Annotated in this window: 29 protein-coding genes and 1 riboswitch; of the genes, 12 read left to right on the top strand and 17 right to left on the bottom strand. The window is 35.2% G+C overall.

The window, feature by feature from the left end; translation table 11 throughout:
- Window positions 1-2: 2 nt before the first annotated feature.
- The 8 genes from JOD18_RS19625 to JOD18_RS19590 all read right to left on the bottom strand — a co-directional run bounded on the left by JOD18_RS19625 (window position 3) and on the right by JOD18_RS19590 (window position 4,714).
- On the bottom strand, window positions 3-296 hold the full coding sequence (locus tag JOD18_RS19625) for a hypothetical protein (RefSeq protein ID WP_204670822.1): 294 nt from the start codon (window positions 294-296) through the stop codon (window positions 3-5).
- The gene (locus JOD18_RS19620) at window positions 293-2,272 is read right to left on the bottom strand and encodes an AAA family ATPase (RefSeq protein ID WP_204670821.1); all 1,980 of its coding nucleotides are present in this window, start codon (window positions 2,270-2,272) and stop codon (window positions 293-295) included. Before JOD18_RS19620 ends, JOD18_RS19625 begins: the two co-directional genes overlap by 4 nt.
- A 53-nt stretch (window positions 2,273-2,325) precedes the next feature.
- Complete coding sequence (locus JOD18_RS19615) at window positions 2,326-2,508, bottom strand: hypothetical protein (protein WP_204670820.1); 183 nt, start codon at window positions 2,506-2,508, stop codon at window positions 2,326-2,328.
- Window positions 2,509-2,511: 3 nt separating this feature from the next.
- Window positions 2,512-2,745: a hypothetical protein gene (locus JOD18_RS19610; RefSeq protein ID WP_204670819.1), complete on the bottom strand. Its 234-nt coding sequence runs from the start codon at window positions 2,743-2,745 to the stop codon at window positions 2,512-2,514.
- The gene (locus JOD18_RS19605) at window positions 2,726-2,968 is read right to left on the bottom strand and encodes a hypothetical protein (protein ID WP_204670818.1); all 243 of its coding nucleotides are present in this window, start codon (window positions 2,966-2,968) and stop codon (window positions 2,726-2,728) included. The genes JOD18_RS19610 and JOD18_RS19605 overlap by 20 nt, the downstream gene beginning before the upstream one ends.
- Window positions 2,969-3,056: 88 nt before the next feature.
- A complete protein-coding gene (locus JOD18_RS19600; protein WP_275583061.1) occupies window positions 3,057-3,572 on the bottom strand; it encodes a helix-turn-helix transcriptional regulator in 516 nt (171 codons plus the stop codon).
- Window positions 3,573-3,644: 72 nt separating this feature from the next.
- Window positions 3,645-3,968: a helix-turn-helix transcriptional regulator gene (locus tag JOD18_RS19595; protein WP_204670816.1), complete on the bottom strand. Its 324-nt coding sequence runs from the start codon at window positions 3,966-3,968 to the stop codon at window positions 3,645-3,647.
- Window positions 3,969-3,997: 29 nt separating this feature from the next.
- The gene (locus tag JOD18_RS19590) at window positions 3,998-4,714 is read right to left on the bottom strand and encodes an ORF6C domain-containing protein (RefSeq protein WP_204670815.1); all 717 of its coding nucleotides are present in this window, start codon (window positions 4,712-4,714) and stop codon (window positions 3,998-4,000) included.
- Between the two features lie 70 nt (window positions 4,715-4,784).
- Between JOD18_RS19590 and JOD18_RS19585 the strand changes: the two genes are divergently transcribed.
- Window positions 4,785-5,372, top strand: a complete 588-nt coding sequence (locus JOD18_RS19585) for a hypothetical protein (RefSeq protein WP_204670814.1) — start codon at window positions 4,785-4,787, stop codon at window positions 5,370-5,372.
- On the opposite strand, the gene JOD18_RS19580 is transcribed toward JOD18_RS19585, so the two are convergent.
- Window positions 5,358-5,543 (bottom strand): hypothetical protein, encoded by a 186-nt coding sequence (locus tag JOD18_RS19580; RefSeq protein WP_204670813.1) that lies wholly within the window; start codon window positions 5,541-5,543, stop codon window positions 5,358-5,360. The two genes, JOD18_RS19585 and JOD18_RS19580, sit on opposite strands and share 15 nt — an antisense overlap.
- A 169-nt stretch (window positions 5,544-5,712) precedes the next feature.
- Window positions 5,713-5,955: a helix-turn-helix domain-containing protein gene (locus JOD18_RS19575; RefSeq protein WP_204670812.1), complete on the bottom strand. Its 243-nt coding sequence runs from the start codon at window positions 5,953-5,955 to the stop codon at window positions 5,713-5,715.
- Between the two features lie 151 nt (window positions 5,956-6,106).
- On the opposite strand from JOD18_RS19575, the gene JOD18_RS19570 reads away from it, so the two are divergent.
- From JOD18_RS19570 to JOD18_RS19550, 5 genes are all read left to right on the top strand, one after another.
- Window positions 6,107-6,472 carry a helix-turn-helix domain-containing protein gene (locus JOD18_RS19570; protein WP_204670811.1) on the top strand — a complete coding sequence of 122 codons (366 nt, stop codon included), beginning with the start codon at window positions 6,107-6,109 and terminating at the stop codon, window positions 6,470-6,472.
- Between the two features lie 98 nt (window positions 6,473-6,570).
- Window positions 6,571-6,918, top strand: coding sequence for a hypothetical protein (locus tag JOD18_RS19565; protein ID WP_204670810.1), 348 nt, complete (start codon window positions 6,571-6,573; stop codon window positions 6,916-6,918).
- A 21-nt stretch (window positions 6,919-6,939) separates the two neighbouring features.
- Window positions 6,940-8,469, top strand: a complete 1,530-nt coding sequence (locus JOD18_RS19560; RefSeq protein WP_204670809.1) for an SNIPE associated domain-containing protein — start codon at window positions 6,940-6,942, stop codon at window positions 8,467-8,469.
- Between the two features lie 123 nt (window positions 8,470-8,592).
- A complete protein-coding gene (locus JOD18_RS19555) occupies window positions 8,593-9,084 on the top strand; it encodes a DUF6978 family protein (RefSeq protein WP_204670808.1) in 492 nt (163 codons plus the stop codon).
- Between the two features lie 27 nt (window positions 9,085-9,111).
- Window positions 9,112-9,900, top strand: a complete 789-nt coding sequence (locus tag JOD18_RS19550) for a DUF1828 domain-containing protein (protein ID WP_204670807.1) — start codon at window positions 9,112-9,114, stop codon at window positions 9,898-9,900.
- A 91-nt stretch (window positions 9,901-9,991) separates the two neighbouring features.
- Here the strand turns inward: JOD18_RS19550 and JOD18_RS19545 are convergent, their stop codons facing one another.
- A complete protein-coding gene (locus JOD18_RS19545) occupies window positions 9,992-10,207 on the bottom strand; it encodes a hypothetical protein (protein ID WP_204670806.1) in 216 nt (71 codons plus the stop codon).
- A gap of 273 nt (window positions 10,208-10,480) precedes the next feature.
- Between JOD18_RS19545 and JOD18_RS19540 the strand changes: the two genes are divergently transcribed.
- The 5 genes from JOD18_RS19540 to JOD18_RS19520 all read left to right on the top strand — a co-directional run bounded on the left by JOD18_RS19540 (window position 10,481) and on the right by JOD18_RS19520 (window position 14,476).
- The gene (locus JOD18_RS19540) at window positions 10,481-11,167 is read left to right on the top strand and encodes an ImmA/IrrE family metallo-endopeptidase (RefSeq protein ID WP_204670805.1); all 687 of its coding nucleotides are present in this window, start codon (window positions 10,481-10,483) and stop codon (window positions 11,165-11,167) included.
- Between the two features lie 135 nt (window positions 11,168-11,302).
- Window positions 11,303-11,488 carry an Arm DNA-binding domain-containing protein gene (locus JOD18_RS19535; RefSeq protein WP_204670804.1) on the top strand — a complete coding sequence of 62 codons (186 nt, stop codon included), beginning with the start codon at window positions 11,303-11,305 and terminating at the stop codon, window positions 11,486-11,488.
- Between the two features lie 92 nt (window positions 11,489-11,580).
- Window positions 11,581-12,780, top strand: coding sequence for a tyrosine-type recombinase/integrase (locus JOD18_RS24870; RefSeq protein ID WP_204670803.1), 1,200 nt, complete (start codon window positions 11,581-11,583; stop codon window positions 12,778-12,780).
- 168 nt (window positions 12,781-12,948) lie between these two features.
- Window positions 12,949-13,920, top strand: coding sequence for an oxygen-dependent tRNA uridine(34) hydroxylase TrhO (gene trhO, locus JOD18_RS19525; RefSeq protein ID WP_204670802.1), 972 nt, complete (start codon window positions 12,949-12,951; stop codon window positions 13,918-13,920).
- A 79-nt stretch (window positions 13,921-13,999) separates the two neighbouring features.
- Window positions 14,000-14,476, top strand: coding sequence for a glutathione peroxidase (locus JOD18_RS19520; RefSeq protein WP_204670801.1), 477 nt, complete (start codon window positions 14,000-14,002; stop codon window positions 14,474-14,476).
- Window positions 14,477-14,570: 94 nt separating this feature from the next.
- Here JOD18_RS19520 and ribH read toward each other — a convergent pair whose 3' ends face one another.
- From ribH to ribD, 4 genes are read right to left on the bottom strand one after another with little or no spacing between them, the layout of a single operon-like run.
- Window positions 14,571-15,038 carry a 6,7-dimethyl-8-ribityllumazine synthase gene (ribH, locus tag JOD18_RS19515; RefSeq protein WP_204670800.1) on the bottom strand — a complete coding sequence of 156 codons (468 nt, stop codon included), beginning with the start codon at window positions 15,036-15,038 and terminating at the stop codon, window positions 14,571-14,573.
- Entirely contained in the window at window positions 15,022-16,251 is a 1,230-nt protein-coding gene (locus JOD18_RS19510; RefSeq protein WP_204670799.1) for a bifunctional 3,4-dihydroxy-2-butanone-4-phosphate synthase/GTP cyclohydrolase II, read from the bottom strand. Before JOD18_RS19510 ends, ribH begins: the two co-directional genes overlap by 17 nt.
- 12 nt (window positions 16,252-16,263) lie before the next feature.
- The gene (gene ribE / locus JOD18_RS19505) at window positions 16,264-16,893 is read right to left on the bottom strand and encodes a riboflavin synthase (protein ID WP_204670798.1); all 630 of its coding nucleotides are present in this window, start codon (window positions 16,891-16,893) and stop codon (window positions 16,264-16,266) included.
- Window positions 16,893-17,981 (bottom strand): bifunctional diaminohydroxyphosphoribosylaminopyrimidine deaminase/5-amino-6-(5-phosphoribosylamino)uracil reductase RibD, encoded by a 1,089-nt coding sequence (ribD, locus tag JOD18_RS19500; RefSeq protein WP_204670797.1) that lies wholly within the window; start codon window positions 17,979-17,981, stop codon window positions 16,893-16,895. The genes ribE and ribD overlap by 1 nt, the downstream gene beginning before the upstream one ends.
- Before the next feature lie 187 nt (window positions 17,982-18,168).
- A riboswitch (FMN riboswitch) is annotated at window positions 18,169-18,318 on the bottom strand.
- A 696-nt stretch (window positions 18,319-19,014) separates the two neighbouring features.
- On the opposite strand from ribD, the gene JOD18_RS19495 reads away from it, so the two are divergent.
- A complete protein-coding gene (locus JOD18_RS19495) occupies window positions 19,015-19,497 on the top strand; it encodes an ImmA/IrrE family metallo-endopeptidase (protein ID WP_204670796.1) in 483 nt (160 codons plus the stop codon).
- 308 nt (window positions 19,498-19,805) lie between these two features.
- Here JOD18_RS19495 and JOD18_RS19490 read toward each other — a convergent pair whose 3' ends face one another.
- Window positions 19,806-20,567, bottom strand: a complete 762-nt coding sequence (locus JOD18_RS19490) for a 3-methyl-2-oxobutanoate hydroxymethyltransferase (protein ID WP_204670795.1) — start codon at window positions 20,565-20,567, stop codon at window positions 19,806-19,808.
- 399 nt (window positions 20,568-20,966) lie between these two features.
- Window positions 20,967-21,593, bottom strand: a complete 627-nt coding sequence (locus JOD18_RS19485; protein ID WP_204670794.1) for a hypothetical protein — start codon at window positions 21,591-21,593, stop codon at window positions 20,967-20,969.
- Window positions 21,594-21,873: the final 280 nt, after the last annotated feature.

The raw sequence follows: 21,873 nt of genomic DNA, 5'->3' as shown, positions 1-21,873 counted from the left end.
AATTAATCTGTCCAAATCTTTACTTCGAAACGACCATCACCATAAAGATTGCTGTGTCCTCCAAAAAAGGAATAGCCGCTATCGCAAATCATTGCGATTTCTAATTCAGTAAGTACCACGCCTTCCTTTAATTTCCCGTGGTACATACAATGGGCGTAACCAGGTTTAACTTCAAAATCATCAAAAACTTTTAATTGCCCTAATTCACTTAGATATTCCACGCTAAATCGTTCTTTCAAATCCTTTTCAACTTCAGCGTACCCATTCTGATTGTCAAAAACCCCGCTTAAAATCATTGCGCCACACCAACCTTTTCATTAGTTTCTACACGTAAATCCTTGTCTGATTTTGAAACTACTAATCTAATAATCTGAGACTCACTATCTATCAAATCAGTTACCGACTCCGCATTATCAAAGAAAATTGGTACACGCACCCCATAATGACTTGATAGTGTATTGATGATATCCAAACCTACATTGACCTTAGCAGCATTGTTTAAATTGCTGTTATAGGCCACACCTTTATACATGGTTTCGCAAGTTTCCTCTAAACCGCCGTTGATGTTTTTGTTGAACAATTTGAATCTGGCATATTGGAATTTGCTACTGATCTTATCCTCCAACATGTTTACTTTCGTGCGAATGAATTCCTCAGATAGATATAGTTTCTCTTCTTGCCGTTCGAACTCTGCAGCTAATTCTACTTGTTGTTCCTCAAGTTCTTTTATACGATTTAATGCATATTCAACTTGCTTGAAATCAGCAAGCGTTTCTTGTAATTCGATTTGTTTTGCTTGGAGTAGACTTTTGTCTTTTAACACTTTATCAATAGCTTCTGACACGTTTTCTTGTGCGTCCTCGATAGCTTGTTTCAGGTCCTTTTTTTGTGTCATTAACTCTTGATATTGATTGTTATCTTCTAAAGGTGTTGCACTCTCCTTTGCCTCTTTCAAATCCTCTTCTACCTTAGTAAGCGAGTCAGCTATTTTCTTTTCCTGTTCAATCAAGCTTTGTATTTTCATTTGGATTGATTCATTTTCCTGATATACAGCAACAAGTTTTTCTTTTGCGCTAACCCCTTTATTTTTGACGAGCTCTAACATTTCTGATTTTTTAATATTAAATTGCTGCTTAGCTTTTTCTCTTGCCTCATTAACCTGATCTTCTGGCAAATTTTGACCACAGGCAGGGCAAACACACTCTGCATTATGCTCAAACACCTCAGCATTAAGTTCATTCCATTCATTTCTCAATCTTAAAATATTTGCATTAAGTTCCTTCTCACGTACCTTATTTGATGTTTGGCGATCGTTTAAATTGTCCATTTTTGACTTGATGATTTGTGCATTAGCCTGTTCTTCCTGCAGCTTAGCTTGCAAGCGATAAATTACCTGCTGATTATCCTGCTCGTGTTGATTTTTAACTTGGGAGAGTTTTAAATCAATATCACTTATTTTTGCTTTTAAATGGCTGCTAACACTCCCATTTTTAATATCGCTTATTTGTTCGTTTGTAGTTTCGATTTGGCTATTTATTTCATCAAGCTGACTATTGACTTCTGACTCACTCAATCCACTTACATCTGGCATGTTTTTTGTGGCTTCATCGATACGTACAGGAATACGCTCTAATTCTGCATTGATTTCTTTTCGCTTTTCAGCAATGATTCTGCGCACATCATCTATTGATTTTCCATTTAATAATTCAGCTAATTTTTCCAATTTCCTATTGGATTGAATGACATCTTGATCATCTACATCACCAGCTATCTCAAGCAAGGTTTCTCGACGATCTTTCCAGTGCAGTTGTTCGTTAAAATATGTTGGGATAGTCAATAATTTAAAAATATCTTCATCGATAATGTCTGCTACATCTGCCTCATATTCTTTTTTGCTTACTGGTACAGAATCAATAAAGTGATCGGTTGTATGGCCAGTAAACTCAGCTGTGTGTTGCCCACGTTTTTTGGTCCATTTTTCTTTATAGACCTTTCGCAATTCCTTCTCCATACCATCTACAATCAAGGTCACTTTCACCTCATGTTCTAACCCATGCAAGGACTCACCTTTTTCATCTTGGGGCTTAATATCAAACTTCTTCTGGTTCTGACTGTCTTTATCAAAAAGAACCCACATAAATCCATCAATAACCGTTGTCTTTCCGATGCCGTTTGCACCGAATATATCCGTATTGCCAGCAAAATTAATTACTAGATCTTTGATCCCTTTAAAATTCCGCAAATACAATTCTTTGATTTCAATTGTTTTCATGAATAAACCCTCCATTGTGCCAACTATAGCTGTGTGCTATAATTGGCTTAATCTTATTTATTAAGTGCAGTAAGCAGGATGGCCGTCCTAGCTTGCTGCTTTTTATGTCTTACCATTTCCTTCTTGATTTCCAATTCCATAGCAAGCAATAGTTCAGGTGTTTTCTTTGCTTCTCTTATATGCTCACGGAGTTCCTTTGCTTTTATCAACTTACTTGCGGTAAACAACCAAGGCATATTCTATCCCTCCTTCTTGACAAAATAAGCTACTTCGAATTTTCGTCCATCTTTCGCTTCTACAACATCAGTATCTGTATTCTCAAGCTTTTCGAATACTGGTTCACTTACCCCTTCGAACATCTTAATGTGCTTTTTCGCTCCATCTTTCGAACGAATGTTATGGTCATAAACATTGACATTGAAACCCAAATCCAACAACTCGCCTATTGTGTAATCACGATAATTTTTCGACATAATTCCCCTCCTCTACTGCCTCGACTACGGTGATATATAATGCCATTAGTTGTGGTTGATCTTTGCGAAATTGCAATCCATTCGTCATGGGGATGTTGTAGGTATTCTCAAGATCCACTTGCATAACTTTTAATCTGGCCTTCTTGATTGCTATATCATTACAAGCCATAATTTCCTTAAAGCGTTTGGTCCAATTAAGCATTTCTTCGAATGTCATCTTCATCGATACCTCCATTAAATATTTAATAAGCTGAAATATATAAATAAAACTGCAGCGACAAACGTTAATCCATGTGCTATGTCTACTGCTTTCATTCAATCCACCCCATAACCTTCCAATTGGGCAGCCGTTTTCTCATACAATCTTTAACTGAGATTGGATAGGCATGCTCTAACTTGGATAGAAATGAAGAAAGTATCAGTTGAACATCCAACAGTTCTTTGACAGCTAATTCAATTGATCGTTTTTCTTCCTCATCGATAAAACTAGGATGTTTAGCCAAGCTAATTTTATCGAGGATTTCTATAGCCTCCGAAGCTTGCACCTTAAAGGTTTCTTCAAGCGCCAGTCTGTGCCACTCAATCCCTTTATTCGCTGTAGCAAGTGGAGGAATAAAATCAGCTGCTATTTCATGAGCGATTTCATATCCATATCTAGCTTCTCCAAAATAGGAGACACTTTTCTTTGCCAGTTCCTCACTCAAAGTTCTGCGATCATTTTCCATATGAGAAACTAATTGCTTGCTTATATATAGGTCGTGAGCCACATTTTCTTGACTCAACTCCTTCCTCTTCCTTACACCCCTTAGAGGCCTTCCTGCTTTCATAAAATCCCTAACCTTTTTGTATTTATTTGTATATTTTGAATACATAAACTGGTAGTAAAATAGTTTTATAGATTACACAATGCCTATATGTCTATCAGGGGCTAAAGTATCTACAAACTCAAGATGTTCATTAATCCATTTAATTGATTCATCTTTGGGATAAAGAACACGTTCTCCAACTCTCAGTTTAGGGAAATCACCACGTTTGATAATGTGGGTGTCTAATGTCTGTGGACTGACATTAAAAACATGTTTAGCTAGTTGAGTCTTACTTAGTAAATAAGGCAATTCATTTAACTGATCTCTATCCTGTTGGGCTTTCTCTGCAACTTGATACATAATGTCGTACATCTTTGCTTCGAAATCAGGTTGTGGCTTTAAAGTCGTTTCGAACAATGAAATCACCTCCTTCTATTGACTTATTTTTAAAGAATTTCTTGCAGTTGACGGTTAATTTCTTGAATTTCAATTCTTAAGCTAGTGGATGGTTGCCACATGTTAAGAAATTTCATCCCATCTTCAAACTGCTTACGTGGAAGTTCACTGTATCTTGGTAGCTCAAAATGTTCGTTGAAATCTCTCCATATAGAACTGAACACTTTACGACTAATACTTTGATAAGCATTGGATTTACTACCACCTAATGATTCCATAGCTTTTGTTTTGGCCTTGCTTTTAAGTTTCTTTTCTTGAAGCCCGTCAATTCGCATATGATCTTCAAGGTAAGTTAGTCTTTCATTGTGCTTTTCTAACTTTTCATCATGTTCGAGCGAGAGTTGCATAGAAGCTTTTAGTTGTTCTTTTGCGGTTAAAATTTTTGGTTGATGGTAAGCACCGGTTTTTCTAATCGATGGGATAACTTCATGTGTAACCCATCGTTTGAATTTCTTAGCTTCTGACTTTCGGCTGCCAAGAACCAAGTTATAAAGACCAAATTCATTAACGGCTTGATACCGCCTATTCTGGCTACCGTCGGTTAAAACGACACCAGCTTTTTCATCATTATCTAATCTTGAGACTGCGTCACGACTATTTTTAATTTCTAAGATGGAACAAACATCCTTGGCAACAAACCATGGTTCACTATTCTGCTCAATGATTCTTAATTGGTGACCTTCAAACATTTTTGTTAGTTGATTCATTTGTTTCACTCCTTTGTTTTTTTATTTCCATCCTTTTCTAGTAAACTGGGACTAGGAAGGAGGTGATGATATGAGAAATCCATTAGCTAGTTTCATGACAAGACACGGACAAAAATTAGATATTATACGTGATAATAAATTCATTAAAAAAATTGACGGATTGAAAAACAAAAAGAATAACAAAACCGTTTTCCAAATATTTTTAGATGAACCAATCAAAGTAGGAGATTGGCTAAAAATTACTGATAGCCAAGATGAATTCTGTGTTTTTGATATTGATACAGTTTTCATAAAAGGAAAAGCCCAGTATCAGAACGTTTTTGTTCAAACTAAAGCTGAGTTTGAACAAGCAAAAAGTAATTCTGCGAATGTTGTTTTTAACATAGAAAAAGCTGAAGGTTCTATAATTGGAACTCAACATTCTGCAACTATTGAAAATTCATACACTCTTGATTATCTAAAGGAATTGATCAATCAAAATGCAAATGAAGATAAAGAAGAATTAAATGAACTGATTGATATGCTAAAAGCAATCACCGAAAATAATATACCTGTTCAAAAAGGGACATTATCACGTTTCTCTAATTCCTTAAGTAAACATTCTTGGTTATCTGAACCTATAGCACATTCATTAATAAATTGGTTAACTGGTAAGTGAAATCTCATCCGCAACTTTATTTAAAGTTTTGATCGCTTCTTGTCTTATGTTGTTTTGATTTTGTGGGGTCATCTTTTCTAACTCAATTGTTACGTTTATGGTGCCCCCACCTTCCAATACTTTTTCTTTAGACAGAAAAAGTGAAATTAAAGATTCTTTATCATGAGTCACTGTTCCACCTCCTAGATTGCTTTGTTTAAAAATTGCTAATTAAAGAAACTAGAGTTCCAATAAAATTGAAGAAATATCCCTATGCTGAAACAAACAATGGCGAATGTCCAAAGCAGCCAATCTGGCCAATCATCAAAGAACATCGGCACACCTCCTAGATTGCTTTGTTTTAATTTGCCGTTTTGGCAATTTCAATTTCAAAAAAAAGTTCATCTACTGTTAAATCAAATATGCTTGCTACTTTGGCTAAAGTCTCAGCAGAAAAGTTACTTCTCCCTTTTTCTAAGTAATAGTAGCCATTTACACTTTCGTACCCTAAAAGTTTGGACATGTCACCTAATGAATAATTTGCTTTTTTCCTTAAATTTTCAATCTTATCAAGATCAACTTTTTTTACAATCTGATTCTGCATATTCTCACCACCTTTGCCATATCGGTAACTTAATTATATATTGCCAAAAAGGTAAAGTCAACAATAAAATTACCTTTTTGGCAATAATATTTATTACCATATTGGTAAATGATAAAATACTTATAATATATTAATTTAAGGATGACTTCGAATGAATAAATTAGGACAACGTATTAAATCTCTGCGAGAAAAAAATAATTATTCCCAAAAACGAGTTGCTGATGCTGTCGGTATTTCTAATGTACAGTTATCTCGTTATGAATCCGGTGATCGAAAACCTGATCCAGAAACAATTAGTTTACTAGCTGATTTCTTTGAAGTGTCAACAGATTATTTATTAGGAAGAACTGTTGATCCGAAAGGTAATAATCAAAGTACCACAGAAGAACCTGAATTAGAGGGTTTCTTCGGTTACGACCTAGACTCATTAAGTGAGGAAGAAATCAAAGAATTGAAAGATAGCCTGAAAAAAGAAGTTGAATTCTTCTTGTGGCAGAAAAAGCAGCAAAAGGATTGATTTTTTGAGGTTGCTATTCACCTCAAATTTTTTTACTATTTGAATAGGTAATTTGATTCAAGATTATATAATTAATTATTTGGAAGGGAATGAAAGAGATGGATTATAAATCTGTAAGAAAAGGAAATACACAAGCTGGGTTCAATGAAAATGCCTCTACTTGGTTATTTTTTGAACTCATAGTCATTTCTTTTATGATTGGTGGGTTTACCTTCAATTGGATAATTGGTGTAGCTGCATTCATTATTCTGACAGCACTTTTATTTTTTAAAAAGACCAAAAAAATATTGTTAGTGCTCTTAACAATATTAGCAACTATTCTTGGCGGGATTCTTGGTGGGATGTTTGGAGGGATTATCGGGGCAATTGTATTAGGTATTTTATTTTTACTTATTTCTGGTGGGTTACATATAGGAGCTTACGAATGGACTGAAGACATGAATTAATTTTGCAAAGGTGGTATTTTTATGAAGATTAAATGGTACTTATCAACATGGTTTATTTCACTATGGTTTATTTTCTCTATATTAATTATTCCTTTTATTATTGGACTCATTTTACTAATTTTAAGAATCAAGGCTGATAAAAAAATAAAAAAAGAATGGCAAGAGCAAGGATTCGATCAAATTATTGATATACAACAACGCAAACAAGAAATTGAAAAAGAGATAGAGAAGATTAAAAGCAAATCAGAAGATGACATTAACAAGTATAAGAGGGAAGCCAGACAAGAGATTAATAAAAAACAAATTCGTCTCATTAAAGAAATCAGAGATTCTAAGAAGGAAATTGAGGGTGAACGACTGCAAGCAGATAAAGATATTGCTAAATTAAATAAGAATATACAAAGGCTAGAGAGTAAAGTTAAACTTTTAGAAGAAGACATTAAACTTAAATCAGATGAAATTATCACCTTAGATGACGAGTTATTATATCAATCTTTTGGATTCTACGACCCTAAGTATGCCTTAGAAAATTCTGATCAATTCAAAGCAAAATTAAACGAAATAAGAGCCACCCAAAAGGAGATGGTGAAAAATAAGATAGCTACCAATCATTATGATGAGTGGCAACTTGATGGTAGTAAACAAAAAGGAAAAGTAATGAACAATAATAATATTAAATTGACTCTTAGATCTTTTAATAATGAATGTGACGCAGCCATTTCTAATGTAAAATTCAATAACATTAACTCAATGGAGAAACGAATTAAGAAATCTTTCGATCAGCTGAACAAAACCAATAAAAATAATCGAATTGAAATTAAGAAAGAATATCTAGCATTAAAACTAGATGAACTTTATTTAGCCTTTGAGTATGCACAAAAGAAGGAAGAAGAAAAAGAAGAACAACGGCAGTTAAGAGAGCAGATTCGAGAAGAAAAAAGAGTGCAACAAGAAATTGAAAAGCAACGAAAAAAATTAGAGAAAGACGAAAAACATCATAAGCAAGCCTTGTTGAAGTACCAAGAACAGCTAGAAAATGCTAGCGAGGAATTAAAGACCGACATTGTAGTAAAAATCAATGAAATCAATTCACGAATGGCTGAACTTAAAAAGGAACAAGATCAGGTAGATTACAGAGAACAAAATGCAAAAGCTGGATATGTCTATATCATATCAAATATAGGATCATTCGGGGAAAATGTTTATAAAATTGGTATGACAAGGCGGTTAGAACCAGATGATCGAGTTAAAGAATTAGGTGACGCTTCTGTTCCATTCCGATACGATGTACATGCAATGATTTTCTCAGATGATGCACCTGCTCTTGAAGCAGCCCTACATAGAGAATTTGATAACAGACGATTGAATCTAGTTAATATGCGAAAAGAGTTTTTCAAAGTTTCTTTAGACGAAATCAGTGAAATTGTTAAGGCTAAACATGATAAAGTTGTAGAATTCACAAAATTAGCCGAGGCTGAGGAATGGAGAAAAAGTGAAAAAATTAGAAATAAGCAAACTAAGTCAAGTCTTAAAGAAGAAATCTCAATTTAACCATGATCAAGTAATAGACTTACACACCTTTTATACAAATTTTAAAAATTCTTCTTGCAAAAAATTTGAATGATCTAAAAGGTTATTTAAGTTTTTAGGTTGGGAGTTAGGAGGTAATATAAAGTGGGGTTATTATTATCAGATGAGAAAGCACAAGAGCTGATTAAAGCACTAAAACATATTGTTAAAAGACATGTGATAGATCTGAATCAGTCATTTAAAGGGACTATAAACTTGAAAGGGTTTGGCAATCATGAACTAGATATCCATTACCTTATTTCTCGTAATATTCCAGGTAAGTATTCTATACATTTAATGGATTGCAAGACCTATCATACCTTGATCAGATTAAACATATGTAACGATAACACCTTTCACAAAAATGCTGATGGTGAAAGGATATATGGGAACAGAGTAAATATATTTTCAACTGAAGAGTATGAACAAAAAAATGATGGACAAACTCATTACAAAGCCTATAATTTACCCTATGATACACTTGTATTACATCCATCATTCCACAATATGCTAAATACGTTTTTGGAGTATACAAATACTGTGAAAAACGATAAACTAACTATAAGTTCTACTGATGTTCAAATGGAATTATTTTAATATCACTGGAAAAGGAGGGATTTAATAATGAATGTTGAGCAGATTTCAAAAGAATACTTCAATTGGTTTAAACAAAATAATCAATTCACCCTGCATAAAGACGTGATTGAACTCAGTACTCCTTCTGTAGATTCTTTTGGGGACAACATTAACTTAATCCTTAAACCGGAAGGTGATAAGATTAGAATAAGTGACGATGCATACGTAGTGTGGAATCTCGAATCACATGGGTTAAATATTACGAAAAAGTCTAAACGGAATAATTTGTTGAATTCTATCCTATCATATGAATCTGTAAGTTTAGATAATAGCACAAATGAAATATATAAAATATCTTCAATGAAAAATATAGGTCAAAGCATCCATGAAGTTATTCAATCTATTTCAAAGATAACTGATTTAATGTATTTAAATAAACCTAATGTGAAATCCATCTTTTCCGAAGATGTTTTTAATTATTTAAAGGAAAATAAAGATGACTACGATTATTTCCCTAACTTACAAATTATAGGCCAATCTAAACTTCCATTTAATTTTGATGCCTTGTTTACTACTGAAAATAGAGTGAAAAAGTTATCTAGGTTTTATAATTCATTTTCTAAAAGTACAATGGAAAATGCGTTACTTAGCTGGTTAGATACTATTCAATATAGAGAAGAACGTTTTGACGGTTCTTTACAAATGGCAATTGTAGTTAATGATGAAAATAATAAAAAGCTTTCAAGGGAATATTTAGATGCATTATCTGAATATAAAATTGAGGTAATTCCTTTCTCTGATAAACAAAGATTCAGAAAAAGTCTTGGTGCTTCATAAATTTTTTACAGTTAACAAAAACCTAATGAAATAACAGGACGTAAAACAAGTGACAGCACTATTCAAAATAGGCGATGTCGCCAGAATTGCCCTATCTTAGTTCCTTCTCCCTTAAGAAAAAAAGCAAAGTTCCATGTTTATCAATAATATCAACAGAATAAACTTTTTCATTGAAAAACCGATTAATGAACTCTTTCTTTTGATCTCTTGAAAAAGACTGGTATTCGTTTAGGAGTTTGTCAACGTCTTCATCAGAGGGTTCTATATGCTGAAAAATAGTTTCATTAAGTTGATTAGGATTTTCCATTATTAGCTTACCTCCATTATAGAAAAGGGAATTTTAAAAGCAATAATAAACTTTGAATAAATTATATATTATTTAGATATTTCACTCAATCATTCCATCTTTTACATTAAAATTTGGATTTCCTCTTGCAAAAAAGAACTAATGTTCTATAATATATATAACTGGAAATTCCCAATTTTATAAAACCAAATACGGGAATCTTATAGCCTATTTTGGGCTATAATTTTTTTACACCAGAACAGAACATACATTCCCAAAAGGAGCTGACCCCCTATGTATTTGAAAACACCTCTAGAAAAAACCATTGAACAGGAGCTACTAAGACTAAACATCAATACTCCTTTAAAACTACTTAAAGTGGAAGAAATAGCTGTTAAGTATGACATTTTGTTAAGATACCAGCGAAAACCATCTGCCTCAGGTATTTATTATGGCATTAAAGTTATTACTATTGATTCACGTCTCTCCTACTTAGAACAACGACAACAATTTTTTCATGAACTCAGCCATGTGCTGCAGCATTATGGAGATCAAGAAGGTCTGCCAAAAGCATTTGTTGAACTTCAAGAGTTTAAAGCGAGGAATTTTGCATTACATTATGCGGTCCCAACTTTTATGATTCAAAAATTAGAATTGCCTAAATGCCGTGATGAGGCTATATCCTTTATTGCTAATACATTCAAAGTGACTGAAGATTTTGCTAGAACAAGGCTTGCTCATTATGAAAATCAAATAACAGGTGCCCTATTTCAAAGAGAGATTGAAAAGCATTATAGTACCTCTGAGACTGTAAGGGAATCTCCCAGATCCATTGATTTATATGATGACCTACCTTTTTGGGAACAACCTGATTTTAAAGATTTTATTACACGATTAAAATTGCGTGGCTTAAAGGATGATGAAGTCACCAATATCATTGAAAGTATGAAAAGCAAAGAGGAGGAACGGATGTATAAATAAGAAAAATTTATCTACTGTAGACAAGCTATATATGATCACTAACATTACGACTTAGCGCTTTATATAAAGAATTGTATATAACAATTACCGCAAAAATACACAATCAATTTTTATCATAGAGATGAGGTGATATTTATGGCTTATATAAGGAAGATCGGTAAGAAGTGGTCTTATACTGTAAATTTAGGGATTCATGCAGATACATGTATGAGGTGGCGAAAAACAAGCTCAGGTTTTAACACAAAAAAAGAAGCAAAAATGGCTGCCGCAAAACTAGAAGAAGAGGTTAATTCAGGCATCTATCAAGTAGATACAAAATGAAATGCAAATAACAGGTAATTGTTTCAAAAGGAATTAGAAAACAATATGCAAGTGCTGAAGTAGTCAGATAAACTTATCGGCATAGACATGGGGTGATTAAAATCGCATCATTTAAAAAGCGAGGAAAGACTTGGCAATATACAATAGAATTAGGTATTGATCCTCAAACAGGAAAAAGAAAACAAAAAACAAAGAGTGGATTCAAGACAAAAAAAGATGCTAAGGAAGCTGCCGCAGAACTAGAAAGCAATACTTTTCATGGATTTTCCAAACTAGATCCTAGGATTGTTTTCAGAGATTATGAAAAACACTGGATGAGAAAATATAAAAGGCTTGTTAAACCACCTACTATAGACTCACGAAATACAGCATTAAAGCATATAAGGATGTATTTGAACTTGTACCCAATACAGGATATCGACAAAGATAGATACGCAAATATGCTTTATAGTCTTCATGATAAAGGTTATGCACCAAATACAATAAAGTCTATTCACTCTACAGCTAGAATAATATTTAAATCAGCAAAAGATGATAATCTTATCACCGTAGATCCAACTGAAAATATTGACTTTAGATTTTTGAGGAAAAAGCAAATATTAGATGAAGAGGATATCTTTGAAGAAGGGAATTTTCTCGAAAAAGAAGAATTAGTGATATTTTTAAATATTTCTAAAAAACAAAAATTCCCACAGGATTTCCCTATTTTTTCAACCTTAGCTTATTCCGGACTTAGGCGTGGTGAGTTGTGTGTGTTGAAATGGGATGATATCAATTTTATCGAAAAGACTATATCAATCACTAAAACCTACTATAATAAAAAAGGTAAGATTGATGAATTTGATATAATCCCACCAAAAACAAAATCATCTAAACGCATCATTGATATTGATGATTTTCTGGTTAATGTTTTAAGGAAACTAAAAGCATGGCAGAATGAATACATTCTAGCAAACGGAAAAAATTATACGAATTTTAATTTTGTGTTTATTAACACCAATATGTATCCTGGTTATCCACTTCACCCTAATTATATTTACCAGCACATGCTAAAAATCACTAAAAAAATGGAATTGACAAAGACATTGTCTCCACACTCTCTGAGACATACGCACGCTTCCCTTTACATTGAAGCAGGAGTTGAACTAAGAGATATAGCCGAGAGATTAGGTCACGATAATTTAGACACCCTTCAGAAAATATACGCTCATACTACAAGAGGCCAAAAGAAAAAAACAGCAGAAAAATTTAGTCAATTGATGACAAAAGTTTTGGAACAAACCTCCTTATAAAAATTATGTGGACAAAATGTGGACATATCCTATTTTTAAAGAATGAGGAAAGACTGGAAAATGTCTTTAAACCGTGATAAAATAATGTCTTGCAAGATTATAAAGTAACCAACCAACCTAAAAACATTTATATCTTGCAAATATGAATTGATAGGTGGTAAAAACCGAATGGAAAAGTATCAAGTATTATTGTATTACAAATTTGTAACGATTGATGAACCAGAAACTTTTGCACAGGAACACTTAAAGTTTTGTAAAGACTTGGAATTAAAAGGCCGTATCCTTGTTGCGGAAGAAGGTATTAATGGTACCGTATCTGGGACAGTAGAACAAACCAACAAATATATGGAAGCCATGCATAATGATCCGAGATTTGCGGACATGATGTTTAAGGTGGATGAAGCGGATCAGCATGCTTTTAAGAAGATGCACTGTCGTCATCGCCCAGAGCTGGTAACCTTACGCCTTGGTGATGAGTATGTGGACCCTCGTGAAGAAAATGCGGAATATCTAGATCCAAAGGCCTTCTATGAAGAAATGCAAAAAGAAGACACGATTATCTTGGATACACGGAATGATTATGAATATGAATTAGGTCATTTCCGTGGTGCCATTAATCCAGATATTGAAACATTCCGTGATTTACCAGAATGGATTGAAGAACATCGTGAAGAGTTGGAAGGCAAGCGTGTATTGATGTATTGTACAGGCGGTATCCGTTGTGAGAAATTCTCTGGCTGGATGAAAAAGAAAGGTTTTGATGATATCGCTCAATTACACGGTGGGATTGTAACTTACGGAAAAGATTCAGAGGTACAAGGAGAACTTTGGGATGGACAGCTTTACGTATTTGACGAACGTATTTCTGTACCGGTGAATCGCAAAGAGCATGTCATTGTTGGTCGCGATTATTTCGATGGCGAGCCTTGTGAACGTTATGCCAATTGTGCGAATCCAGAATGTAACCGACAAATCCTATGCTCTGAAGAAAATGAACATAAATATATGCGCGGCTGTTCACACGAATGTCGTGTTCATCCTCGTAATTTATATGTAGCGGAACACAACTTATCGGAGGAAGAGATCCAAGCAAGATTAGATCGCATTGCCGAAGAAGACGGTGTAACGCAAGAAGCTTAAGCTAAACACAAAGGGATTTTTTTCTCTTTGTGTTTTTTATAACCATTTATGCTATGCTAAAGTCAAGGAGGAGATGATTATGTCTATTTATGATATTGGGATCCAAACTGCCACTGGAGAAGAAAAACAGCTGGCTGATTTCAAATCCAAAGCCGTCCTCATTGTCAATACAGCTAGTAAATGTGGCTTCACCCCTCAATTTGACGGATTGCAGAAACTGTACGATACGTATCATGACAAGGGGTTAGAAATCCTTGGTTTTCCTTGTAATCAGTTTATGAATCAAGAACCAAACTCCAGTGAACAAGCTGCAGAATACTGTCGTTTAAATTATGGGGTAAACTTTCCGATGTTTGCCAAGATCGATGTACGCGGCAAACATACTCATCCGCTTTTCAAATATTTAACCAAAGAAGCTCCCGGAGTGATTTCCGATCAAATTAAATGGAACTTCACTAAATTTCTGATAGATCAAGAAGGCAATGTTATCAAACGTTATGCTCCTAAAACTGATCCGAGTGACATAGAAAAAGATATCCAAACATTACTTGGGTAAAACAACTCAGCCTCAACATGAGAAAATCTCCGCTGAGGCTGAATAGGTTTATAATTGCTTAAAAAACGCTTAAACTAAAGGTTATTTCTCTATTTTACTTTATATCTTTCAAAAGATTGGCCATTTCAATAGCGGCTGTTGCTGCTTCGGCTCCTTTATTACCTGCTTTCGTTCCAGCTCGCTCAATAGCTTGCTCAATGGTATCTGTCGTTAACACACCAAAAATAACCGGGATTCCCGCCTCCATGGAGACACCTGCCACTCCTTTGGAAACTTCATTACTAACATAATCAAAATGTGGCGTAGATCCACGAATTACTGTACCTAAGGTAATAACGGCATCATACTTGCCAGCCTCGGCCAGTTTTTTTGCCACTAATGGAATCTCAAAAGCACCTGGCACCCAAGCTACATCCACATCTGCCTCTGCTACGCCATGACGACGCAAGGCATCCTCTGCCCCGCTCAGCAGTTTTCCGGTAATAAATTCATTAAACCTGCCTACTACTATACCTACCTTTAAACCTGTTCCGACTAAATTCCCTTCAAATGTTTGTCCCATCTTCTATTCCTCCTCCATGTTTTACATGTAATAAATGATCTAATTTTTCCACCTTGGTGGCTAGATATCTTTGATTATTTTTATTAGCGGTGATTTCAATTGCCTTTCTGCCGACCAATTCAAGACCATAGGCTTCCATACTGGAGAGTTTGCGCGGGTTATTGGTTAGTAAATGTAATTTGCCGACACCTAGATCACGCAAAATCTGCACACTGATTGCATAATCACGCAAATCAGCTGGAAAACCAAGCTGATGATTCGCCTCTACTGTGTCAAACCCTTGCTCCTGCAGCTTATATGCCTTCATTTTATTAATCAGGCCAATGCCACGCCCCTCTTGACGCATATAGACAAGTACCCCTTTTCCAGCTGCCTGAATCTGTTCAAGTGCCTTTTCCAATTGCGGGCCACAATCACAACGCTCAGAACCAAACACATCACCAGTTAAGCATTCGGAATGGACACGCACCAAGGTTGGCTCATCCTCAGAAATCTCTCCTGTATATAAGGCGATATGTTCCTGCCCTGTATATTTTTCGGTATAAGCTGCTAAACGGAAATCTCCATAAGCGGTAGGCAGCTGAATGTCTGTCTCTTTTACAATCAATTGATCATAACGCTTGCGATACTGAATTAGCTCTTGAATCGTAATCATCGGCATATTGTGCTGTTTTGCTATTTTTTCTAAATCCGACCGACGAGCCATCGTACCGTCTTCTTTCATAATTTCACAAATCACACTTATCGGCTTAGCGCCTGCCAAACGAGCAAGATCAACTGCAGCTTCTGTATGGCCTGCTCGTTCCAATACACCTGCCTCTTTGGCGATCAAAGGAAAAATATGGCCAGGCCGCTTAAAGTCTGCGGCTTGTGCTGTCTCATCTGTCAGTTTTTTTACTGTTAGCGCCCGTTCTGGAGCGCTGATTCCGGTATGTGTATCGATATGATCAATACTTACAGTAAAATTGGTGCCATATTCATCCGTATTACGTTGAACCATTTCCCTTAATTGAAAACGGTCGGCATATTGCTTAGCCATCGGTACACAGATTAATCCGCGTCCTTCTTTTGCCATAAAATTAATGGTTTCGGCTGTTGTATAATCAGCTAAGGCGATAAAATCCCCTTCGTTCTCACGATCTTGATCGTCCACCACAATAATGATATTTCCCTTTTGCAAGGCCTGGATAGCTGTCTCAATAGAATGTTTCATCTGTGCACCTCCTTAAAATCCATACTGTCTTAATTTTTCTTCGGTTAAACCCGCGGCAGGCTGCTGTGTCATCATACGCTCAATATATTTCACCATCATATCAAACTCAATATTGACGATATCACCTTGCTGCTTCTCCCCCAAAATCGTGGCTGCCTGTGTCTCAGGGATTAATGAAATCGTCACACTGTCTTCAGTCAACCCGAATACCGTTAAGGACGTGCCATCCACCGTGATCGAGCCTTTTTCGACAAGATAATGTGTATCGGAAAGCGCGATTTGATAATACTTTGCAATCCCTTCTTGCCAAACGCGTTGAATCTGCCCTACTGTATCGACATGACCGGAAACAAAATGACCGCCAAAGCGACCATTAGCCGACATAGCTCTCTCTAAATTGACCTCAGCTTGCCTTGACAATCTAGATAAAGAAGAAGCGCGAAAGGTTTCGGGAATCACATCCACCTGAAACCAGTCCTCGGCAAAATCAGTCACCGTCAGGCAGACACCATTTACAGCAATACTATCGCCGATGTGCATATCTTCGGTGACTTTTTTTGCTTGTATCGTTAATTGTAAGGACTGACGCTGTTGATGGATCGTCTGTAGTCGTCCCTTTTCTTCGACAATACCAGTAAACATTAGTTTTCCTCCTTTGGTGTTGCGATAATCTTCACATCAGGGCCAATTGTTTCGATTTGGGAAAAGGTAAGCATAACTGCCTCTTGCATCCATTCTGGCGAAGAACCACTGATAACCGATTGAGCATCTTGTCCTCCCAGCAATTTAGGAGCGATATACCAATGCCATTCATCAAACAATCTCTGTGTTAGAAAACTATGATGGACGCTCGCCCCGCCTTCGACATAGAGTGACTGAACCCCTTCCTCCGCCAGGATCTGCAGCACATCAGCGATATCGATTTGCTCGGTTGGCAGCTGGATGACTTTTATGTGCGGGTGCTGCTGACGAAAAGCTTCAGCATTGGCTTGTTGACTGCAAATCATCCATGTCTCTGCCTGTTGGTCAAAAATAGCGAGCTCACCTGTTAGAGATAGACGACTGTCCAAAATAATTCGGATTGGATTTTTTCCGCCATCTGCTAATCTTGTCGTCAAACTTGGATTATCCTGAACAACGGTTTGCCGGCCGACTAAAATCGCATCATGCTGGTGCCGCTGTTTATGAACATCCTCTCTTGCCTGTTTGGATGTAATCCATTTGCTGTCACCGGTGGATGTGGCTGTTTTTCCATCTAAGGTAGTAGCAGCTTTTAAAGTAACAAATGGACGCTTTTTGTACTGGTAATGAAAGAAATGCTGATTGATTTTGAGGGCACGTGTCTCTTGCAGCCCTACCTCTACATCTATACCAGCAGCCCTTAACATGGCTACACCTTTACCTGCTACCTTCGGATTGGGATCAAGACAGGCGATATACACCTTGTTGAGTTGCTGCTGAATAATCAGTTCTGCACAAGGCGGTGTCTTGCCATAGTGGGCACAGGGTTCAAGCGTGACATAGATATCAGCTCCCTTTGCTTGGGTACCAGCTTGATTAATCGCATGTACTTCTGCATGGTCTTGCCCTGCCTTAAGATGTGTGCCAACGCCAAGCAATTCGCCATTTTTGACTACTACGGCCCCTACTGATGGATTAGGACTGGTCTGTCCAACGGTCGCTTCTGCTAAATTTAGTGCTAAATCCATCCACTCTTGTTTTGTTTTCATTGCTGCTCCCCTTTTTCTATCACGGTGTCCATGCAAAAACGCCCTAGGTGATTATACCTAGGGCGCGTATTGATCAAAAAAGCTTGGTCCAGTAGTGTATATAATACATTTTTGTACAGCTAAATAAACAGATTGGCTTAAGCATACACAAATAAACCTTTTCTGCACAAAAAAGACACTACTCCACCAATTCCTTTTCCCATCCAGACTGTCACTGTCGGCTTTGGATTCTCACCAAATCCACCTTCACATTCTCACAAATGATCCGGGTCACGGACTAAAAAGCATTTGCTTTATCACCGCCGGTCGGGATTTTCACCCTGCCCCAAAGGAATATCATCGTTACTATTTAATTTTGTAATTACTTCTTGTTACTTTACATGCTCTGAAGTGACGTTTTATCAGGGTTTATGCGATATTGGGTAAATTACCCATATTCTGTCATGTCCCGCTTTTTCCTGCCATATCAGATAAAATCCTGCCAAAATGATTGCCGCATATATTAACATGTTCCCTTTTATCATAGCAGTACGAAAATCCAAATGCAAGACAATAGTTTTTACGAATTAATGTTATTGGGAAAGAAAACTTTTTTACTATTGATTATTTTATTAAAACTTTAAATTTCCATAAAAAATCAATAAACCAACCTAATACACCATCTATAGATTATCGGTTATTATCCCCTATACAAGCAGCCCATTCATAATTTATTATATGCTATTATTTTTATGATGAATAGAAATTCAAAATGACATTTTTAAAGGTATGTATTCCATAATTATCTACACTTACCCTCATTTTATCATTTAATCTATACAACAAATTTTTATTCTATACAATAATCCAAATGCAAAGGGTTAGATCAATGATCAAGCGTTAATTCTTTTGGTAAAACAGATTGGAAAAGGAGTTTACTTTCTGATCATTTTACCTCATCTTTTAAAAATCCCAAAGGTAAAAAAATAAGCTCTGCTATTAGAGCTTTTTTTACACCATCCGAAAGAACAGACGTTCTCAAAGGAGGATAATTATGATTTATAATACGACTCTACTTGAAGACGCTATCAAAGAGATTCATTCTCATATAAAAATCTATCATCCTCAACAATTGGACATGTTAATTATAGCTGATCGCTTGAAAGTCACTGTTCATTTTCAACCTATTACAAGCAGGGCTTATGAAGGTGAGATTATTATCGACTCTCGTTTATCTCCTGAACAACAATGGGAAGATTTTGCGCACGAACTTTGTCATATTTTATTGCAACATGGAAACCAAATACTAAGTCTGAATAATCTTCTTATTGAATTTCTGAAATACCAAGAATGGAAAGCCCATAACTTTGCATTACATTTTTGTGTACCTACATTTATGCTACAAAAATATGAAATAACCAATATTTCAGAGAGCATTCCATTAATTAAAGAAAACTTTAATGTTACATATGAAGTCGCTGAAAAGAGACTTAATCATTTTAGAAATCGATTACTTGAGTCTAATTCTTTCCTATAATAGGTCAAAATTTTATTTGCGATTTATTTAATCATTTCTATGTGTTCTCGCCAAGGAACGATTTGGTTCTCTAATTTTTTTGAAACATCATTTTTTAAAAACTTAATTAATTGAATCAATCTCATAATAGCTCAATTTAAAAATTCAGAGACGAGCAGAATTTGGATATTCAATTTTTTTTTTAAACTTAGCTTCCAGACGAAAATAAAGATTGTAAAATGTATTGACTTGATGTCCCTATACATAAATTGTTCCCCTGCTTTCAGAGGTTTTAGACGTTAAAAATTAAAATTTCTATTTCAATGTGTCTATACATCCTGATTTATTGAGTTCCAACTCACTAATTTTTCTCGTTCCTCTTCTTTCATGTTACGAACATTTGATATTTGAGGGAACTTACCATTTTCGACTTCATTTGCATACATTTGAAATGCTTCAAGCATTTGCTGACCAATATTAGCAAAGTTCTTCGAGTGACGAAGGTCGAATGGGTTGATACCCAACATATCTTGAACTATAAGCACCTGTCCATCCGTAAATCTACCTGCACCAATTCCAATCGTGGGAATATTAAGGTTCTCTGTAATCATTTTTCCCAACAGAGTTTTGGCGGTATCAAATGTTTTTCCCTGTACAGCTGCCTTTTCATGTAGCTGAGGATTATAACCGAGATGACCACAAACCTCAATACCATTTTTGTGCAAATGTGAAACAACCTCTTCTTCCATTCCCTCTAACTTGACACCATCTGCTCCGTTGAAAATTAATTCTTTAGCTGTGGCCAATGCCATATCTAGGTTTTCGTATGTCTTGTAAGGCATATCTGCAAGCAAATACGCTTCCTTAACTCCACGTCGAACTGCTTTCAAATGGTGTACTATTTCGTCAAGTGTAACAGAAATTTCACGTTCATACCCTAATTCGTTTGTTCCCAAAGAGTCTCCAACAAAAATTACATCCAATCCTGCTTTATCTTGCAATACAGCAGTGGGATAATCATAACACGTTAGCATTGTAATCTTTTGAGCATTTCGTTTCTTCGAATGAAGATAGTCCATATTTATTGCCACGTTAATCCTCCTTAGTCTTTGTTCGTTACTGAATCAGAGCATAGAAATAGTCAAATAAATCAATAGTAATACGAAAAAACAAGGAGTCATACAAAAAGGTGATTCAAAAACAAAACGGGAAGCGAGCATTACCATTCCAACAATACGTACAAAAATATAAATACCTCCTATACTATAGTCTACCAAAAATCATAAAAACATGGGTAAAAAACCAAAAGTCGTTCCATGTTTTTCGAAATAAATTTTAGATTAATACTAATATTAAAAATAGGAGACAGTCCTTATAGATAACAAAAAAGACATCTCATCTAACGAGATGTCTATTCAATTTGGGATATATGTAAGTTCCCTTTAGTTGCAAAAACAACCAATCATTCGAACAACGATTTACTTTTCTAATTAAAATTGTACCTGTATCACGGCTACTCCCCTATTTTCATTATCTACATGGAAATAAACGTGATTAGAATGGCAAACTAGAAAGTTTAAAATCTGTAAGTCTTTTAAACCTTCAGATAGTACCCACCCATTTGGCATGAATGTTAGATCTTGATTAACGTACATATTTTTTAAAAAAGCGAGTAAATAATTCAATTGTGAGTCATTATCATTCTTACAACTAAAAAACTCTTTGTTAAGCAAGTAAATTTTGGGCTGCTTCAAAGGGAATGTAACCTGCTTATTAGATTCGAAAATTTCATTAATGGCGTCCGATGAAGTCTTACATATATATTTTTTTGGATATTGTAAATGAATTTCTTTTACCTTACCTTTATTAGAAAAAAGATTCACTTTCTCAAAAAAAGGGGCTATTTCCGTTTTTACCTGTTCTAACATATGTTCATCAGAAATTGGTAACATTAACAACCCGTCATTTTGATGTTTAAACATACTTAAGTAAAAATGAGTTACAATTGTTTCTTTTGGTTCATTACATATAGTGAGTTCACTCATCGTAAAATCAAGCCCGAAAGAATCGTCATTTTTTTCATGAATGATATCTGGTACTTCATGTAACCATTGCATACAAAATCTCCTTATCCTTTTTAAACTATCATTTTATCTCAAAAACACTAGTTTTGTAAACTGTTGGCGCATAAACACCATTTGTTGTAATAAAAGTACCACCTAATTTTGCTCGATATTTACCTTTCGATAAACTAAAATTAGCTTGATTACTCATGGATTTTGTAGGTGTAATGAGTGGATAATGATGTTAGTCTAATAATTGGACATACCAAATGGGGATTTTTATACTAAATATAATAATCTTTAGGAGTGTCCAGGATGGTAAAACGATATGATA

It is taken from the genome of Gracilibacillus alcaliphilus (genome assembly GCF_016909015.1).
Lineage (GTDB): Bacteria > Bacillota > Bacilli > Bacillales > Amphibacillaceae > Gracilibacillus > Gracilibacillus alcaliphilus.
This window is presented reverse-complemented; position numbering and strand designations above follow the sequence as displayed.

Bases quoted from the DNA above. Each gene is read 5' to 3' on its own strand.
- JOD18_RS19625 (WP_204670822.1), bottom strand. From the start codon at position 296: ATGATTTTAAGCGGGGTTTTTGACAATCAGAATGGGTACGCTGAAGTT.
- JOD18_RS19620 (WP_204670821.1), bottom strand. From the start codon at position 2,272: ATGAAAACAATTGAAATCAAAGAATTGTATTTGCGGAATTTTAAAGGG.
- JOD18_RS19615 (WP_204670820.1), bottom strand. From the start codon at position 2,508: ATGCCTTGGTTGTTTACCGCAAGTAAGTTGATAAAAGCAAAGGAACTC.
- JOD18_RS19610 (WP_204670819.1), bottom strand. From the start codon at position 2,745: ATGTCGAAAAATTATCGTGATTACACAATAGGCGAGTTGTTGGATTTG.
- JOD18_RS19605 (WP_204670818.1), bottom strand. From the start codon at position 2,968: ATGAAGATGACATTCGAAGAAATGCTTAATTGGACCAAACGCTTTAAG.
- JOD18_RS19600 (WP_275583061.1), bottom strand. From the start codon at position 3,572: ATGAAAGCAGGAAGGCCTCTAAGGGGTGTAAGGAAGAGGAAGGAGTTG.
- JOD18_RS19590 (WP_204670815.1), bottom strand. From the start codon at position 4,714: ATGAATCAACTAACAAAAATGTTTGAAGGTCACCAATTAAGAATCATT.
- JOD18_RS19585 (WP_204670814.1), top strand. From the start codon at position 4,785: ATGAGAAATCCATTAGCTAGTTTCATGACAAGACACGGACAAAAATTA.
- JOD18_RS19575 (WP_204670812.1), bottom strand. From the start codon at position 5,955: ATGCAGAATCAGATTGTAAAAAAAGTTGATCTTGATAAGATTGAAAAT.
- JOD18_RS19570 (WP_204670811.1), top strand. From the start codon at position 6,107: ATGAATAAATTAGGACAACGTATTAAATCTCTGCGAGAAAAAAATAAT.
- JOD18_RS19565 (WP_204670810.1), top strand. From the start codon at position 6,571: ATGGATTATAAATCTGTAAGAAAAGGAAATACACAAGCTGGGTTCAAT.
- JOD18_RS19560 (WP_204670809.1), top strand. From the start codon at position 6,940: ATGAAGATTAAATGGTACTTATCAACATGGTTTATTTCACTATGGTTT.
- JOD18_RS19550 (WP_204670807.1), top strand. From the start codon at position 9,112: ATGAATGTTGAGCAGATTTCAAAAGAATACTTCAATTGGTTTAAACAA.
- JOD18_RS19545 (WP_204670806.1), bottom strand. From the start codon at position 10,207: ATGGAAAATCCTAATCAACTTAATGAAACTATTTTTCAGCATATAGAA.
- JOD18_RS19540 (WP_204670805.1), top strand. From the start codon at position 10,481: ATGTATTTGAAAACACCTCTAGAAAAAACCATTGAACAGGAGCTACTA.
- JOD18_RS19535 (WP_204670804.1), top strand. From the start codon at position 11,303: ATGGCTTATATAAGGAAGATCGGTAAGAAGTGGTCTTATACTGTAAAT.
- trhO (WP_204670802.1), top strand. From the start codon at position 12,949: ATGGAAAAGTATCAAGTATTATTGTATTACAAATTTGTAACGATTGAT.
- JOD18_RS19520 (WP_204670801.1), top strand. From the start codon at position 14,000: ATGTCTATTTATGATATTGGGATCCAAACTGCCACTGGAGAAGAAAAA.
- ribH (WP_204670800.1), bottom strand. From the start codon at position 15,038: ATGGGACAAACATTTGAAGGGAATTTAGTCGGAACAGGTTTAAAGGTA.
- JOD18_RS19510 (WP_204670799.1), bottom strand. From the start codon at position 16,251: ATGAAACATTCTATTGAGACAGCTATCCAGGCCTTGCAAAAGGGAAAT.
- ribE (WP_204670798.1), bottom strand. From the start codon at position 16,893: ATGTTTACTGGTATTGTCGAAGAAAAGGGACGACTACAGACGATCCAT.
- ribD (WP_204670797.1), bottom strand. From the start codon at position 17,981: ATGAAAACAAAACAAGAGTGGATGGATTTAGCACTAAATTTAGCAGAA.
- JOD18_RS19495 (WP_204670796.1), top strand. From the start codon at position 19,015: ATGATTTATAATACGACTCTACTTGAAGACGCTATCAAAGAGATTCAT.
- JOD18_RS19485 (WP_204670794.1), bottom strand. From the start codon at position 21,593: ATGCAATGGTTACATGAAGTACCAGATATCATTCATGAAAAAAATGAC.